This is a genomic window from Lacisediminihabitans sp., from assembly GCF_043726815.1.
GTDB lineage: Bacteria > Actinomycetota > Actinomycetes > Actinomycetales > Microbacteriaceae > Lacisediminihabitans.
Map to the genome: position 1 here is coordinate 1 of NZ_JAYSJZ010000021.1, position 12,545 is coordinate 12,545.

Below are 12,545 nucleotides of genomic sequence, written 5' to 3' on the forward strand. Positions count from 1 at the left end.
GCTGGCGGCGCCCACAGAGCAGTTAGTGACGGATGAGCCGAAGGAGACCGAAGGAATCTCCCGCGGGGTGCATCCAAACGGCGACCGACGGGGGAAGTACTCGACAACAGCATCACCTGGACGCCCTCGGGCACGAGAAGGAGTACACAGTGAAACCACGACTCATCGCCGGCGCAGCAGCCGGCGCCGTCCTCATCGCCGCGCTCGCGGTGCCCATGTCCGCCTCGGCGGCGACGAACGCGCAGCTGTCGGTGCTGCACGGCATCCCCGGCGTCACTGTCGACGTGTGGGTGAATGGGGCCCTGACGCTCAACGACTTCAAGCCCGGCACCCTGGCCGGTCCGCTGAGCCTGGCGCCGGCGACCTACTCGGTCGCGATCACGGCGTCCGACGCGACGTCTGCCACCGATAAGGTGGTGATCGGCCCGATCGACCTGCCTCTCGCCGACGGCGGCAACTACACGGCGGTCGCCCACCTCGACACCGCCGACAAGCCCACCGCGACCCTCTTCACGAACGACATCTCGAAGACGGCGCCCGGCCAGGGCCGACTCACCGTGAGGCACGTGGCGGCGGCCCCGGCCGTGGACATCCTCGCCGGCACCACTCCGGTGATCAGCGGCCTGACGAACCCGAACGAGAAGGTTCTCAACCTCCCCGCGGCCACCGTCTCGGCCTCGGTCGTGGCGGCCGGCACCACCACGCCGGCACTGCTCGGACCGGCCGACGTGCCCATCCAGGAGGGAGTCAACACGATCGTCTACGCCTACGGAAGCGCCGCAAACAAGACGCTCGCCCTCGCCGTGCAGACGATCACCGGTCTCCACACGCCTCCGGCAGGGGTGCCGGCGGGTGAAACCGGCGCGGCAGCACGCGCCGAGGCAGCACAGAATCTCTCGACGGTCGGCTTCGGAGCACTTGGGTTGCTACTCGCCGCCGCGGCTGTGCTGATGGTCGCTCGCAGGTCGGGAGCGGCGCGCCGCTGAGCGCGCCGCATGCGAGTGGGACAGGGCATGGGAAGGATCGGGGTCGCCGTCGTCATGGCCGCGGCTCTGATCCTTCCCGTGCTGACCGCCTGCTCGTCCGAACCGCCGCCGCCGGTGGCGGTTCGGACGAGCACACCGACGCCCTCCCCGAAGCCCGTCGTTCCCGACATCCCGCAATCCAGGGCCGACCTCGGCAGCCTCAACGTGGCTCCGGCCGTCGCCCCCGTGCGGCTCGTCCTCGAGAGACTGTCGATCACCATGCCGGTGATGCCGGAGGGCCTCGACCCGAAGGGCGCGATGGCCCTCCCGGCGAACGCGGCGGACGCCGGCTGGTACCAGTACAGTCCGGGCCTTCACGAGGCTCAGGGCGCCACCGTTATCGCCGCCCACATCGACTCCTGGCACGACGGCATCGGTCCGCTCAGCCGCCTCAAGAACGCGGTGAACGGAGACCTGATCTCGGTGGCCGGGTCCGACGGATCGACGGTGGCCTACACCGTCACCGAGGTGCGCGAGGTCGGCAAGATCGACGCCCCGATGGCCGAGGTGTTCGACCGCTCGGGCGCCCCGCGGCTCACACTCGTGACCTGTGGAGGGGTGTTCAACTCAGCGACCGGACACTATCTCGACAACATCATCGTCACGGCGACCCCGGTGGTCGCCCCGCCGGACAAGTGACGGTGTCTCGAATATGTGCGCATTGCCTCTGGCCAAAACCCCGAGAGGGGGTTTACCGTGATCGTGGGAACGACCAACATCCCGAAGTCGAGCTCCCACCGAGATTCAGCCAGGACGATCGTGACTGACCTACTCAAGGACAACGACGAGTCATCGCTCACCGCCGAGTTCCAGGCGGGAGACGAGCGCGCCCTCGCGATCATCTACGAGCGCTGGGCTCGGCTGGTCTACGGCATGGCGCTCCGCTCGCTCGGCGACGTGTCGGATGCCGAGGACGTGACGCAGAAGGTGTTCGTGGCCGCCTGGCTGGGCCGGACGGGCTTCGATCCGAGCCGGGCGCGACTCGCGGCCTGGCTCGTGGGCATCACCAAGAACACCATCGTCGACGTTCATGAGAAGCGCGCGCGGGATCGCCGCGACCGGGAGGCGCTCATCCTGAGCTTCGATCGGGAGAGCGTGAACGAGCCGGATGAGGTGGTCGACCGCCTGGTGATCGCCGACGCTCTCGCCGAGTTGCCGGAGGTTCCCCGGCAGATCATGCGGTTGGCGTTCTACGATCGACTCACCCACGCGCAGATCGCCTCGAGGCTTGCGCTGCCGCTCGGCACGGTCAAGAGCCACATCCGCCGCAGCCTCGACCGAATGCGACAGCGACTGGAGGTGAGTGATGGCGCATAGCGACCCCGATCTGATCGCGATGATGGCGATGGGCGAGCCGGACATCCCCGCCGAGGACGAGGCTCACATCCGTTCCTGCCCCGAGTGCAGCGGCGAACTCGAGAGCCTCCTGCACGTGGCGAGCCTCGCCCGCGCCGGGTCGCCCGTCGACGATCGGCTCGACCCCCCGCGGCCGGAGGTCTGGGCGGGCATCAGCCGAACGCTCTCCCTCTCGCCGGATGTCGCCCCCGCCCCCTTCGAGGCGGCCAAGCCCGAACCCGCATCCGAGCCAGAGCCGGAGCCGGAGGCCGCGCCGCCGGCCGGCAGCCCTCGACGACGCGGCCACGTCGCCCGTCGCCGCAACCGACGCTGGATCGCGGTGGTGACGGCCGCCGCCGTGCTGCTCGCCATCGGCGGGGTCGGCGGCGCCATCCTGCTGCAGAACGCCAGACTGGCTCAGCCGACGGTGCTCACCGAGGCGCGGCTCAAGGCCCTTCCGGCCTGGGCGGGATCCAGCGGTGAGGCGGTGGTCGAGAAGACCCGGAGCGGTCAGCGCGACGTGGTCGTGACCGTCTCCGAGTCCCGGAGCGGTTCCGGCTTCCGGGAGGTGTGGCTCATCTCGCCCGACCTCAAGAAGCTCATCAGCATCGGCGTGCTCTCCGGGACGGAGGGTCGATTCGTGATTCCGCCGGACGTCAATCTCAAGGACTATCCCATCGTCGACGTGTCGCAGGAAAAGCTCGACGGCAATCCGGCCCACTCCGGCGACTCCATCGTGCGGGGAACCCTCTCCTAGGCGGGTTCCGCCGTGGTGACCCGGATCAGGTTTGCCCACGGGTCGTCGAACGCGAGGGTGCGGCCGTCGTGCCTGGTCTGCACGCCGAAGTCGGTCATCCGCTCGCCGAGGGCGCCCAGGTCGTCCGCGGTCGGCAGCACGATGTCCACCTGCCCGAGTCCGAGAGTGCGCGCTCGCCGGCCGGCCCCCGCGCTGTTCCAGGTGTTCATGGCCATGTGGTGGTGGTAGCCGCCGGCGCTCACGAAGAGGGCCTGCGAACCGAACATGGTGGTCTGTTCGAACCCGAGGCGGTCCACGTAGAACTCGCGGGCCGAGGGGATGTCACCCACCGAGAGGTGCACGTGCCCCACCACCGCGTCGCCGAAGTCGGGGCGCTCGATGGCCTCGGGCGTGAGGTTCTGCTGCAGGAAGGCGTTGGGGTCGAGGAAGAGGGTATTCATCTCGATCTGGCCGTGCGTCCAGCTCCACTGGCTGCGGTCGCGGTCCCAGTAGAGCTCGACGCCGTTGCCCTCCGGGTCGGTGAAGTAGAACGCCTTGCTCACGAGGTGGTCCGAGCTGCCGGTGAAGGTACCCGGCGCCTTCGTGGCCACCGAGTACACTGCCGCGGCGAGGGCGGCCTCGCTGTCGAACAGGATGGCGGTGTGGAAGAGCCCGGCGTCCCGGGAGCTCGCGTGCACGAGGCCGGGGGCGTGGCTGAGGATGATGAGGGGCGTCGCGCCGCGACCGAGCGTGACCGTGTCGGCCGTCTGGCCGATCACGCTGAGGGCCACCGCATCCCGGTAGTAGGCGGTCATCGCGTCGAGGTCGGCGACGAGCAGGGTCACCGCGCCCATCGCGGTGTCGGCGGCGAGAAGATCCTGGGTGCTCATGGGGTGCCTTTCGTGTCTACCGGATCCAACTTAGTTGAGATCTCAACTATTCCCGATAGGGTGGGCCGAATGGATGAACAGCCGGATGCCCGGGCCTGGCGATCTCTCGTCACCGCCGTGCTCGTGCTCGAGGAGGCCCTCGACCGCCAGTCGCAGCGGGACGGCGGGCTGCCGCACGCCTACTACTCGCTTCTCGTGTTTCTCTACGAGACGCCGGGGCATCGCCTGCCGGCGAGCGAACTCGCGGCCCGGCTTCGCCACTCGCCGAGCCGGCTCACCCACGCCGTCACGAGCATGGAGAAGTCCGGCTGGCTCGTCCGCGAGCGGTCGGCGGTCGACCGACGGGTGCAGATCGTGGCGCTCACCGAGGCGGGCAGCCGGCTCGTGCGCCGCGTCTCTCCCCGGCAGGCCACCGAGGTGCGCGCGGTCGCCCTGTCCAAGCTTTCCCCGCAGCAGGTGGGTCAGCTCGAGCAGATCAGCACGGCGATCGTGGCCGCGCTCGACGAGCGCGACGACTCGGCCTAGTTCCCCGTGGCGAGGCGCGGGCCGGGCGCCCGGTTCGCCCGGGACAGCACCACCGCGGCGGCGACCGCCGCGGCGACGGCGAGGGCCCCGCCGATCGACGCGACCACCGCATCCGGCCGCACGATCGACTGCCCGGAGAGCGCCTGCCCGGTGAGCAGCGCGAGCACGCCCACGTAGAGGGCGACGCCGACCCAGACCAGACCGAGCCTCGCTCCGGCCGGCCGGAGAGCGGGGATCCGGCGCGCCGCGAGCTCGAGCAGGAGGGCGAGCAGCGGCAGCAGTTGGAGGGCGTGCATGCCCACGAAGTGCGGGATGCGCAGATCGCCGGCCACGGTGCTCCAGCCGAGCAGCGGCAGGCCGGGGCCGCCATCCGGCACCCCGATCGTGTGAGCGCCGATGATGCCGCGGTAGTTCGTGATCTGGTCGCCCTGCGGACCGGTCATGAGAAACGCGAGGCCCATGCCGACGAGCGCGATGATGAGCCCGGCGCGGATGGCCGCCGACCGGGCGCGATCGCCGAGGTCCGCGCGGAACAGCAGCACGGCCACCGGGATGCCGGCCGCCCAGACGATCACGATCGATACCGCCATCACGCTCCAGAGGGCGGCGTGAAACGGGGTCGAGACGTTGAAGTGGCTCGTCCCGCCGGTGGAGGCCACGCCCACGATGATCACCATCTCCACGGCGAGGAAGACGCTCACGACCGTGCCGATCGCCCAGGCGCTGCGCCGCCAGCGGCGCAGCATCCCGAGCAGCCAGGACAGGGTGAGGGAGTAGATGAGCACCGAGAGCGAGAACTTGAGCGGCTTCGCCCAGAGCGATGCCCCGGTCACGACCCGGGGGTCGACGGCCAGGCCGATGAGCGAGACGACGGTGAGCACGGCCATCGCGCCGGCGAGCCAGAGCAGCGGACGGTGCCAGGCGACGCGGGAGGCGAGGGAGGGGACGGGTGCGGTTGAGGTGGACATTTCACTCCTTCGAGTGACCGGCTGTTGTGGGGGAGGGCGCCGGGTAGCGCTCGCTCGAGATGTGTTCCTGAGCAGCGCGCCGGAGGCCGGAGAAGAGCGCGTCGCCGAGCACGGTGCCGACCACCACCATCTGGGCCTTCGCCTCGCGGTCGTCCCTCGCGTCGATCTCATCGAGGTCGGCCGCGGCCACGAGGAGGGCGGCCTCGGCGTACCTCGCATGCCAGCCCCGCATGGCGGGCTCGCCGAGCTCGCCGAAGACCTTGAGCACCCGCGCGGCGGCGATGCGGCCCGGGTTCCCGGGGCTCACCCGCCATCCGTCGAGCACCGCGTCGATCTGGTCGAGGGCGTCGTCACCTACCTCCGCCGGGTCGAGCACCTGGGACACGGACTGCTGGGCCAGATCGAAGGTGTGCAGCAGCGGGTCGTCCGAGTCGATCGACGCGATCACGCCGCGAGCGGCGGTGACGGAGAGCTCGCCGACATCGAGGAGGGCCCGGATGAGGCGCAGGCGCTGCAGGTGGCTCTCGTCGTACTGGGCCTGGGTCGGCCCCGTGCGCACCCCGGCAGGAAGGAGTCCCTCACGCAGGTAGAACTTGATGGTGGCGGTGGGGATCCCGCTCGTGGTGGAGAGTTCGGCCATTCGCATATTGGATAGTGTAGCTATCCGATAGTGGTGATGTCCAGATTTTCGGCGTGGAGATTCCCGGCACGCTTCCGTAACATTGCCGGATGCCCAGCATCGATCCCGACGTCGCGGACGCGAACTACGTCTCCCTCACCACCTTCCGCCGCCCGGTGGGCGGCGCCTCGACGGGAGTGCCGGTGAGCACGCCGGTCTGGGTGGTACGTGACGGAGACCGGTTGCTCGTCACGACCGACGCGACCGCCGGCAAGGTCAAGCGACTGCGCCACACCCCGGCCGTGAGCCTCCAGGCCTGCTCGATGCGGGGCACCCCCAAGCCGGGCGCCCCGATCGTGACCGGCACCGCGGAGATACTCACCGACCCCGAGGCGAGGCGGCGGCTGAGCACCGGCCTGGCTGCCAAGTACGGCATCCTGTATCGACTGTTCATGGGGTCGGCCCGCCGCCGGGAACGGGCCGAGCGCACCACCGTGGTGCTCAGCATCCGGCTGGACGACTGAGGCGCTCGGCTCAGGTCGTGGACGCGGCGCCCTTGCCGACGACCTCGGTGTGGATCTCGCTCGTGAGGTGCTCGATCCGCTGGGTGAGGTCGGCGATCTGCTTGGTCAGCGCCGTGTTGTCGGCCAGCTCCTGCTCCGTCGACACGAAGTCGTGGTCGGCCTTCACCTGCTGGAACGCGGCCTGACGGTTCTGGCCGATCATCACGAAGGTGGAGAGGAAGATCGCCTCGAGCGACACGACCAGGGTCAGGGTGGGCCACGGGCTCTTCTCGAAGAACAGCATCCACAGGGTGAAGAGCACGGCGTGCACATAGACGAAGCGCATCGAGCCGGCGAAGGCCGTGATCCCGTCGGCGATGCGCAGCTGAACGCTCGCTGCGCGGCGTGTCGCTTCCGCCATGACGGACGGATGGTGGCCCTGGCCGTCGGCGAGCAGGCGGCGCGGGATGATGTGCGGACGGGAGGGCGTGTGCGTAGTCATGACTGAATGTAAGCACCCCTGGCCGGTTTGGTGACGGCTATTCGTGCGGGTGCCGCGCGTCCCGGAGCGGGCGACTCACTCGCAGCCCTCGCAGGCGACGTCCGCCGCCGGATCGCCCACCACAAGGGCCTTCGCGAAGCACAGCGAGATCGGCGAGTCGGCGTAGTGCCCGAAGTTGGGGATCCGCGAATAGCCCTCCCGTTCGTAGAAACGCACCGCCTCCGGCTGCCGGTCCCCGGTCTCCAGAAGGAGTCGCAGCCAGCCGCGGCCACGCGCCTCCTCCTCGAGGGCTGCCAGCAGGGCGGTGGCGACTCCGGTTCCGCGCTGCGGCACGCTCACGAACATCCGCTTGATCTCCCCCTCGGTGGGGCCGAGCGGGCGCAGGCCGCCGCAGCCGACAGGCTCGCCGGCCGGGTCGTATGCCACGAGGAAGACGGCCATGTCGTCCGCGGTCGGTGCTGGACCGGGTTCAGAGTCCGGAGACCCGTAGCGGGCGGAGACCTCGCACCGCTGGGCGTCCCTGAGGGTCACCGCATCGGGGTCGTCCCAGTCAACCGCGCGCAGGATCATCGCCCGGTGAGCCTCTCGATCAGCTCCCGGTAGCGGGCGGCGGTCTGCTGCACGATGTCGGCGGGCAGCGCGGGGGGAGTGCCCGTCATGTCCCAGTGGGCGCTGAGCCAGTTGCGCACGATCTGCTTGTCGAAGCTCGCGAGCCGGTCCGCGCCGCCGGCGGCGTAGAGCTCAGCATCCCAGTAGCGGGAGCTGTCGCTCGTGAGCACCTCGTCGGCGAGAGTGATCACCCCGTTGTCGCGGTTGCGGCCGAACTCGAACTTGGTGTCGGCGAGGATCACTCCGCGCGCCTCGGCGATCGCGGATGCCCTGGCGAAGATCTCGAGGCTGAGGTCGCGCAGGGAGGCGGCGACGTCCTCGCCCACCAACTCGACGGTGCGTTCGAAGGAGATGTTCTCGTCGTGTTCGCCCATCGGGGCCTTCCACGCGGGGGTGTAGATCGGCTCGGGCAGGCGGTCGCCGTTGCCCAGCCCGGCCGGCAGGGCGATGCCGCAGACACTCTGCGATTGCTGGTATTCGAGCCAGCCCGATCCCACGAGGTAGCCGCGCACCACGCACTCGACCGGGAACATGTCGAGGGTGCGAGCGAGCATCGCCCGCCCGGCCACGGCCTCCGGGATCAGGTCCGTCACGGTGTCGCCGTGCAGCTCATGGTCGGCGATGAGGTGGTTGGGCACGCCGGTGAGCTGGTCGAACCACCAGAGGCTGAGGGTGGTGAGAAGCTCGCCTTTGCCGGGGATGCCCGGCTCGAGCACGTGGTCGAAGGCGCTCACCCGGTCGCTCGCCACCATGAGCACGCGTCGGGCGCTCGCGAGGTCGGGCACGCCGGACTCGATGTACAGGTCCCGCACCTTGCCGGAGTACGCGTGGGTCCAGCCGTCGGCGGCGAGGTCCCGGCCCGTCATGCTCACTGGGCGACCCGGGCGGCGATGTCCGTGCGGTACTGGCCGCCCTCGAGCTCGATCGCCTCGAGCGCGCGGTAGACGCGGGAGCGGGCATCCGCGAAGTCGGAGCCGGTGGCGACGACGCTCAGCACGCGGCCGCCGGTCGAGACGAGCACGCCGTCCAGGTCGGCGGTCGCCGCGTGGGCGATCGTCACGCCGTCGATGGCGAGAGCGGTGTCGAGGCCGCGGATCGGCCGGCCGGTGATCGGGGTCTCCGGGTAGCCCTCGCTCGCGAGCACCACGGTCACGGCCACGTCATCGGAGAACTCGGGGCGCGGAAGCGACCCGAGCCCACCCGTGGAGGCGGCGAAGAGCAGGCCGCTCAGGGGGGTGACGAGTCGCGGCAGCACCACCTGGGTCTCCGGGTCGCCGAACCGGGCGTTGAATTCGATTACCCGGATGCCGTTCTCGGTGACGATGAGCCCGCAGTAGAGCAGGCCGATGAACGGCGTCTGCTCGACGGCGAGCCGGCGGATGGTGGGCAGGGCGATCGTGTCGATGACCTCGTCGACGAAGCCGTCGGCGAGCCAGGGAAGCGGGGAGTAAGCGCCCATGCCGCCGGTGTTCGGGCCCTCGTCGTTGTCGGAGAGGCGCTTGTAGTCCTGGGCGGGGGAGAGCGGCAGCACGTTGTGGCCGTCGCTCAGCAGGAAGAGCGACACCTCCTGGCCGTCGAGGAACTCCTCGATCAGCACGCTGCCGTGGCCGAGCCAGTACGCGGCGTGGGCGATCGCCGCCTCCCGGTCCGCTGTCACGAGCACCCCCTTGCCCGCGGCGAGCCCATCGGCCTTCACCACGTGCGGCGCGCCGTACTCGTCGATGGCGGCGACCGCTTCGTCGAGCGAGCCGACCCGCGCCGCGCGGCCGGTCGGCACTCCGGCCTCCTCCATGATGCGCTTCGCGAAGGTCTTGCTTCCCTCGAGCTGCGCGGCCGCCTTGCCCGGCCCGAACACGGCGATGCCGCGCTGGCGGAGCCGATCGGCTACGCCGGCGACGAGCGGCGCCTCCGGCCCGATCACGACGAGGTCGATCTCGTTCTCGATCGCGAACTCGGTCACCACCGCCGGGTTCGTGGGGTCGAGGGCGATCACGCCGACCTCGGCCGCGATGCCCGCGTTGCCGGGCGCCGCCGTGATCTCGTGGGCGGCGTCTTCGCTGAGCAGCGCCGTGATGATGGCGTGTTCGCGCGCGCCTGAGCCGAGGACGAGGATTCTCACCCGGTAAGCGTACCCAACTGGCGGTCGGGCGGCCGTCTTGTGCCGCGGCATCCCCCGCCGCACGGCGCGCTACCGTTGATGCATGGCGAAACCCAGGATTTCGGATGCCGTGGGCGGCGAGGCCGTGCGCCGCGCGCTCGCGACGGTCGCCGACCGCGACACGGAGGCCACCGCGGTGCGCTACCTCCTACAGGTGCTCGCGGACGCCGCCCCCGGCAATTCGGTGGAGGTGCGCGTGCCGCCGTTCGGCGCCGTGCAGTGCATCGAGGGGCCGGGTCACACCCGGGGCACCCCGCCGAACGTCGTCGAGACCGATGCGCTCACCTGGCTCGCGATCGCCACCGGTGGGGACACCTGGCAGCACGCCATCGAGCACGGGCGCATTTCGGCATCCGGTTCCCGCGCCGACCTGACGAGCCTCCTGCCGGTGATCTGGGATGCCGCGGGCACGGGAGAATAGAACCATGCCAGTAGAGACGCCTCCAGACGGGGCAGCCCAGCATCCGGGCGAAGGAACGCCGGCGATCGGCACCGTCGCCGACGCCGAGGTGCGCATCCGGCGCGCCCCCCGCTACCCGATCTTCCTGATCCTGGGCGGTGGACTCGGGGCGGTCGTCACCTTCGTGCTGACCGCGCTCTTCCCGGTGGACCCCGCAGTGGGGTTCGGCGCGCTCTTCGGCTACTTCGCGATCTACGGCGTATCGGCCGGAGTGCTGGTCGGGGCCCTCGTCGCGATCGTGCTCGACCGGGCTTCCAGCCGCCGGGCGAAGAGCGTCGTCGTCGAACACACGACGGTCGACCCCGTCCCCTCAGCCGACGACACCGCCGTCGCTGAGCCCGCCGTCGATGACCCCGCCGCCGACCCCGCCGCCCCCGACGCCGCATCCTGACCGCGCCCACAGATCGCGGCCACCGAAAACGCAGGAGATTCGGCACGATCGACACGTCAGCGCCGCTAAACCGGACGGATGACCGCGAATCTCCTGCGTTTTCGGTGAGCCCGGGTTCGGCCCCGCTGCCTGCTCGCTCGCCCGCACTGACTCGGCAGCGCCGAGATGCCCACAATTGTCGTCATCGGTGGCCGGACAGCGGCAAATCTGGGCACCTCACCGCGCCCGCTGACTGCGGGCACTGAAAACGCAGGAGGCGCGGCACGATCGACGCGCCTCGGCTGCATCGCCGACGCCTGGCCCGCCGGGACCGGACGCGAGCGAGGTCAGCTGAGCTGCGTGCGCTCCACCCAGTCGAGGTACTCGGGCGTCACGGTGCCGGTGACGTAGTCGCCCGTGAAGCAGCTCATCTCGAGCGAGGTCACGTTCGACCCCTCGATGATCGCCGCCTGCATGTCGGCGACCTCCTGGTAGATGAGGTAGTCGGCGCCGAGCTCGGTGGCGATCTCCGGGATCTTGCGGCCGTGCGCCACGAGCTCCTGCCGCGACGGCATGTTGATTCCGTACACGTGCGGGAAGCGGACGGGAGGCGCAGCGGAGGTGAACGTGACCTTGTTCGCCCCGGCCTCGCGGGCCATCTGCACGATCTCCTTGGAGGTGGTGCCGCGCACGATCGAGTCGTCCACGATGAGGATGTTCTTGCCGCGGAACTCGGATCCCATCGCGTTGAGCTTCTGCTTCACCGACTTCTTGCGCTCGGCCTGGCCGGGCATGATGAAGGTGCGCCCCACATAGCGGTTCTTGTAGAAGCCCTCGCGGTATTCCACCCCGAGCTTCTGCGCCACCTGCATGGCGGCCGGGCGGGCCGAGTCCGGGATCGGCATGACGACGTCGATGTCGCCCATCGGCGTGTATTTGGCGATCGTGTCGGCGAGCCGGTTGCCGAGTCGCAGTCGCGCCTCGTAGACCGAGATGCCGTTCATGATCGAGTCTGGACGGGCGAGATACACGTACTCGAACGAGCACGGCACGAGCCGCGGGTTCTTCGCGCACTGCCGGGAGATCATCTCGCCGTTGAGTGCGATGAAGATCGCCTCGCCGGGGGCGACATCCCGCACGAACTCATAGCCGCCGCTCTCGAGCACGAGGGACTCGGATGCCACGATCCAGTCCTCCCCGACGAAGCCGCGGGGGCGCTTGCCGAGAACGAGGGGGCGGATGCCGAACGGATCGCGGAACGCGAGCAGTCCGTAGCCGGGGATCATCGCGATGGTGGCGTACGAGCCCTCGACCCGCTCGTGCACCCGTTCGACGGCGGCGAAGATCTGATCGGGATCGAGATCGAGACCGGTCACCTGCTCCTGCAGCTCATGGGCGAGCACGTTCACCAGCAGTTCGGTGTCCGAGCTCGTGTTGAGGTGCCGGCGGTCGATGTGGAAGAGCTCCTGGGTGAGCTCGCGCGTGTTGGTGAGGTTGCCGTTGTGCACGAGCACGATGCCGTATGGCGCGTTCACGTAGAACGGCTGGGCCTCCTCCTCGTTGGCAGCGCTGCCCTTGGTGGCGTACCGGCAGTGACCGAGGCCCATGTTGCCGGGGAGGGCGCGCATGTCACGGGTGCGGAACGCCTCGCGCACCTGGCCCTTGGCCTTCACCATGTGGAAGGTGCGTCCCTCCGCGGTGGCGATGCCCGTGGAGTCCTGACCGCGGTGCTGTAGTAGCAGGAGGCTGTCGTAGACCTGTTGGTTGGCGGGTTCCGAAGAAACGATGCCGACAATGCCGCACATTCGCGGTGAGTCTCCAGACCGTAGAGTTGGGGGTGATTTA

General features: G+C 69.7%; 16 protein-coding genes. 8 read left to right on the forward strand and 8 right to left on the reverse strand.

The genetic code is table 11. The annotated features are described in order from the left end of the window. Positions 1 to 149 precede the first annotated feature (149 nt). The 4 genes from ACHZD8_RS02160 to ACHZD8_RS02175 all read left to right on the forward strand — a co-directional run bounded on the left by ACHZD8_RS02160 (position 150) and on the right by ACHZD8_RS02175 (position 3,117). On the forward strand, positions 150 to 986 hold the full coding sequence (locus tag ACHZD8_RS02160) for a DUF4397 domain-containing protein (protein ID WP_394768476.1): 837 nt from the start codon (positions 150 to 152) through the stop codon (positions 984 to 986). A 27-nt stretch (positions 987 to 1,013) separates the two neighbouring features. Further along, positions 1,014 to 1,664, forward strand: a complete 651-nt coding sequence (locus ACHZD8_RS02165; protein WP_394768477.1) for a class F sortase — start codon at positions 1,014 to 1,016, stop codon at positions 1,662 to 1,664. A 120-nt stretch (positions 1,665 to 1,784) separates the two neighbouring features. After that, positions 1,785 to 2,342, forward strand: coding sequence for a sigma-70 family RNA polymerase sigma factor (locus ACHZD8_RS02170; protein WP_394768478.1), 558 nt, complete (start codon positions 1,785 to 1,787; stop codon positions 2,340 to 2,342). Further along, complete coding sequence (locus ACHZD8_RS02175) at positions 2,332 to 3,117, forward strand: anti-sigma factor (RefSeq protein WP_394768479.1); 786 nt, start codon at positions 2,332 to 2,334, stop codon at positions 3,115 to 3,117. Before ACHZD8_RS02170 ends, ACHZD8_RS02175 begins: the two co-directional genes overlap by 11 nt. Here the strand turns inward: ACHZD8_RS02175 and ACHZD8_RS02180 are convergent. Then, complete coding sequence (locus ACHZD8_RS02180) at positions 3,114 to 3,986, reverse strand: VOC family protein (RefSeq protein WP_394768480.1); 873 nt, start codon at positions 3,984 to 3,986, stop codon at positions 3,114 to 3,116. The two genes, ACHZD8_RS02175 and ACHZD8_RS02180, sit on opposite strands and share 4 nt — an antisense overlap. 69 nt (positions 3,987 to 4,055) lie before the next feature. Between ACHZD8_RS02180 and ACHZD8_RS02185 the strand changes: the two genes are divergently transcribed. After that, positions 4,056 to 4,511, forward strand: coding sequence for a MarR family winged helix-turn-helix transcriptional regulator (locus ACHZD8_RS02185; RefSeq protein ID WP_394768481.1), 456 nt, complete (start codon positions 4,056 to 4,058; stop codon positions 4,509 to 4,511). On the opposite strand, the gene ACHZD8_RS02190 is transcribed toward ACHZD8_RS02185, so the two are convergent. Both ACHZD8_RS02190 and ACHZD8_RS02195 read right to left on the reverse strand, forming a co-directional pair. Further along, on the reverse strand, positions 4,508 to 5,479 hold the full coding sequence (locus ACHZD8_RS02190) for a hypothetical protein (protein WP_394768482.1): 972 nt from the start codon (positions 5,477 to 5,479) through the stop codon (positions 4,508 to 4,510). The genes ACHZD8_RS02185 and ACHZD8_RS02190 overlap by 4 nt on opposite strands. 1 nt (position 5,480) lies before the next feature. Beyond that, entirely contained in the window at positions 5,481 to 6,119 is a 639-nt protein-coding gene (locus tag ACHZD8_RS02195; RefSeq protein WP_394768483.1) for a MerR family transcriptional regulator, read from the reverse strand. An 89-nt stretch (positions 6,120 to 6,208) separates the two neighbouring features. Here ACHZD8_RS02195 and ACHZD8_RS02200 point away from each other — a divergent pair, with 89 nt between their 5' ends. Continuing rightward, positions 6,209 to 6,622 (forward strand): PPOX class F420-dependent oxidoreductase, encoded by a 414-nt coding sequence (locus tag ACHZD8_RS02200; RefSeq protein WP_394768484.1) that lies wholly within the window; start codon positions 6,209 to 6,211, stop codon positions 6,620 to 6,622. A 10-nt stretch (positions 6,623 to 6,632) separates the two neighbouring features. Here ACHZD8_RS02200 and ACHZD8_RS02205 read toward each other — a convergent pair whose 3' ends face one another. The 4 genes from ACHZD8_RS02205 to purD form a co-directional block, all read right to left on the reverse strand. Further along, on the reverse strand, positions 6,633 to 7,103 hold the full coding sequence (locus ACHZD8_RS02205) for a DUF1003 domain-containing protein (protein ID WP_394768486.1): 471 nt from the start codon (positions 7,101 to 7,103) through the stop codon (positions 6,633 to 6,635). Positions 7,104 to 7,178: 75 nt separating this feature from the next. Next, on the reverse strand, positions 7,179 to 7,673 hold the full coding sequence (locus ACHZD8_RS02210; protein ID WP_394768488.1) for a GNAT family N-acetyltransferase: 495 nt from the start codon (positions 7,671 to 7,673) through the stop codon (positions 7,179 to 7,181). Next, positions 7,670 to 8,578 carry a phosphoribosylaminoimidazolesuccinocarboxamide synthase gene (locus ACHZD8_RS02215; protein WP_394768493.1) on the reverse strand — a complete coding sequence of 303 codons (909 nt, stop codon included), beginning with the start codon at positions 8,576 to 8,578 and terminating at the stop codon, positions 7,670 to 7,672. Before ACHZD8_RS02215 ends, ACHZD8_RS02210 begins: the two co-directional genes overlap by 4 nt. A gap of 2 nt (positions 8,579 to 8,580) precedes the next feature. Further along, complete coding sequence (gene purD, locus ACHZD8_RS02220; protein WP_394768489.1) at positions 8,581 to 9,831, reverse strand: phosphoribosylamine--glycine ligase; 1,251 nt, start codon at positions 9,829 to 9,831, stop codon at positions 8,581 to 8,583. Between the two features lie 82 nt (positions 9,832 to 9,913). Here purD and ACHZD8_RS02225 point away from each other — a divergent pair, with 82 nt between their 5' ends. Both ACHZD8_RS02225 and ACHZD8_RS02230 read left to right on the forward strand, forming a co-directional pair. Then, complete coding sequence (locus tag ACHZD8_RS02225) at positions 9,914 to 10,291, forward strand: sterol carrier family protein (protein WP_394768490.1); 378 nt, start codon at positions 9,914 to 9,916, stop codon at positions 10,289 to 10,291. A gap of 4 nt (positions 10,292 to 10,295) precedes the next feature. Next, positions 10,296 to 10,721 (forward strand): hypothetical protein, encoded by a 426-nt coding sequence (locus ACHZD8_RS02230; protein WP_394768491.1) that lies wholly within the window; start codon positions 10,296 to 10,298, stop codon positions 10,719 to 10,721. A gap of 326 nt (positions 10,722 to 11,047) precedes the next feature. On the opposite strand, the gene purF is transcribed toward ACHZD8_RS02230, so the two are convergent. Further along, positions 11,048 to 12,505, reverse strand: coding sequence for an amidophosphoribosyltransferase (gene purF / locus ACHZD8_RS02235; protein WP_394768492.1), 1,458 nt, complete (start codon positions 12,503 to 12,505; stop codon positions 11,048 to 11,050). Between the last annotated feature and the right edge of the window lie 40 nt (positions 12,506 to 12,545).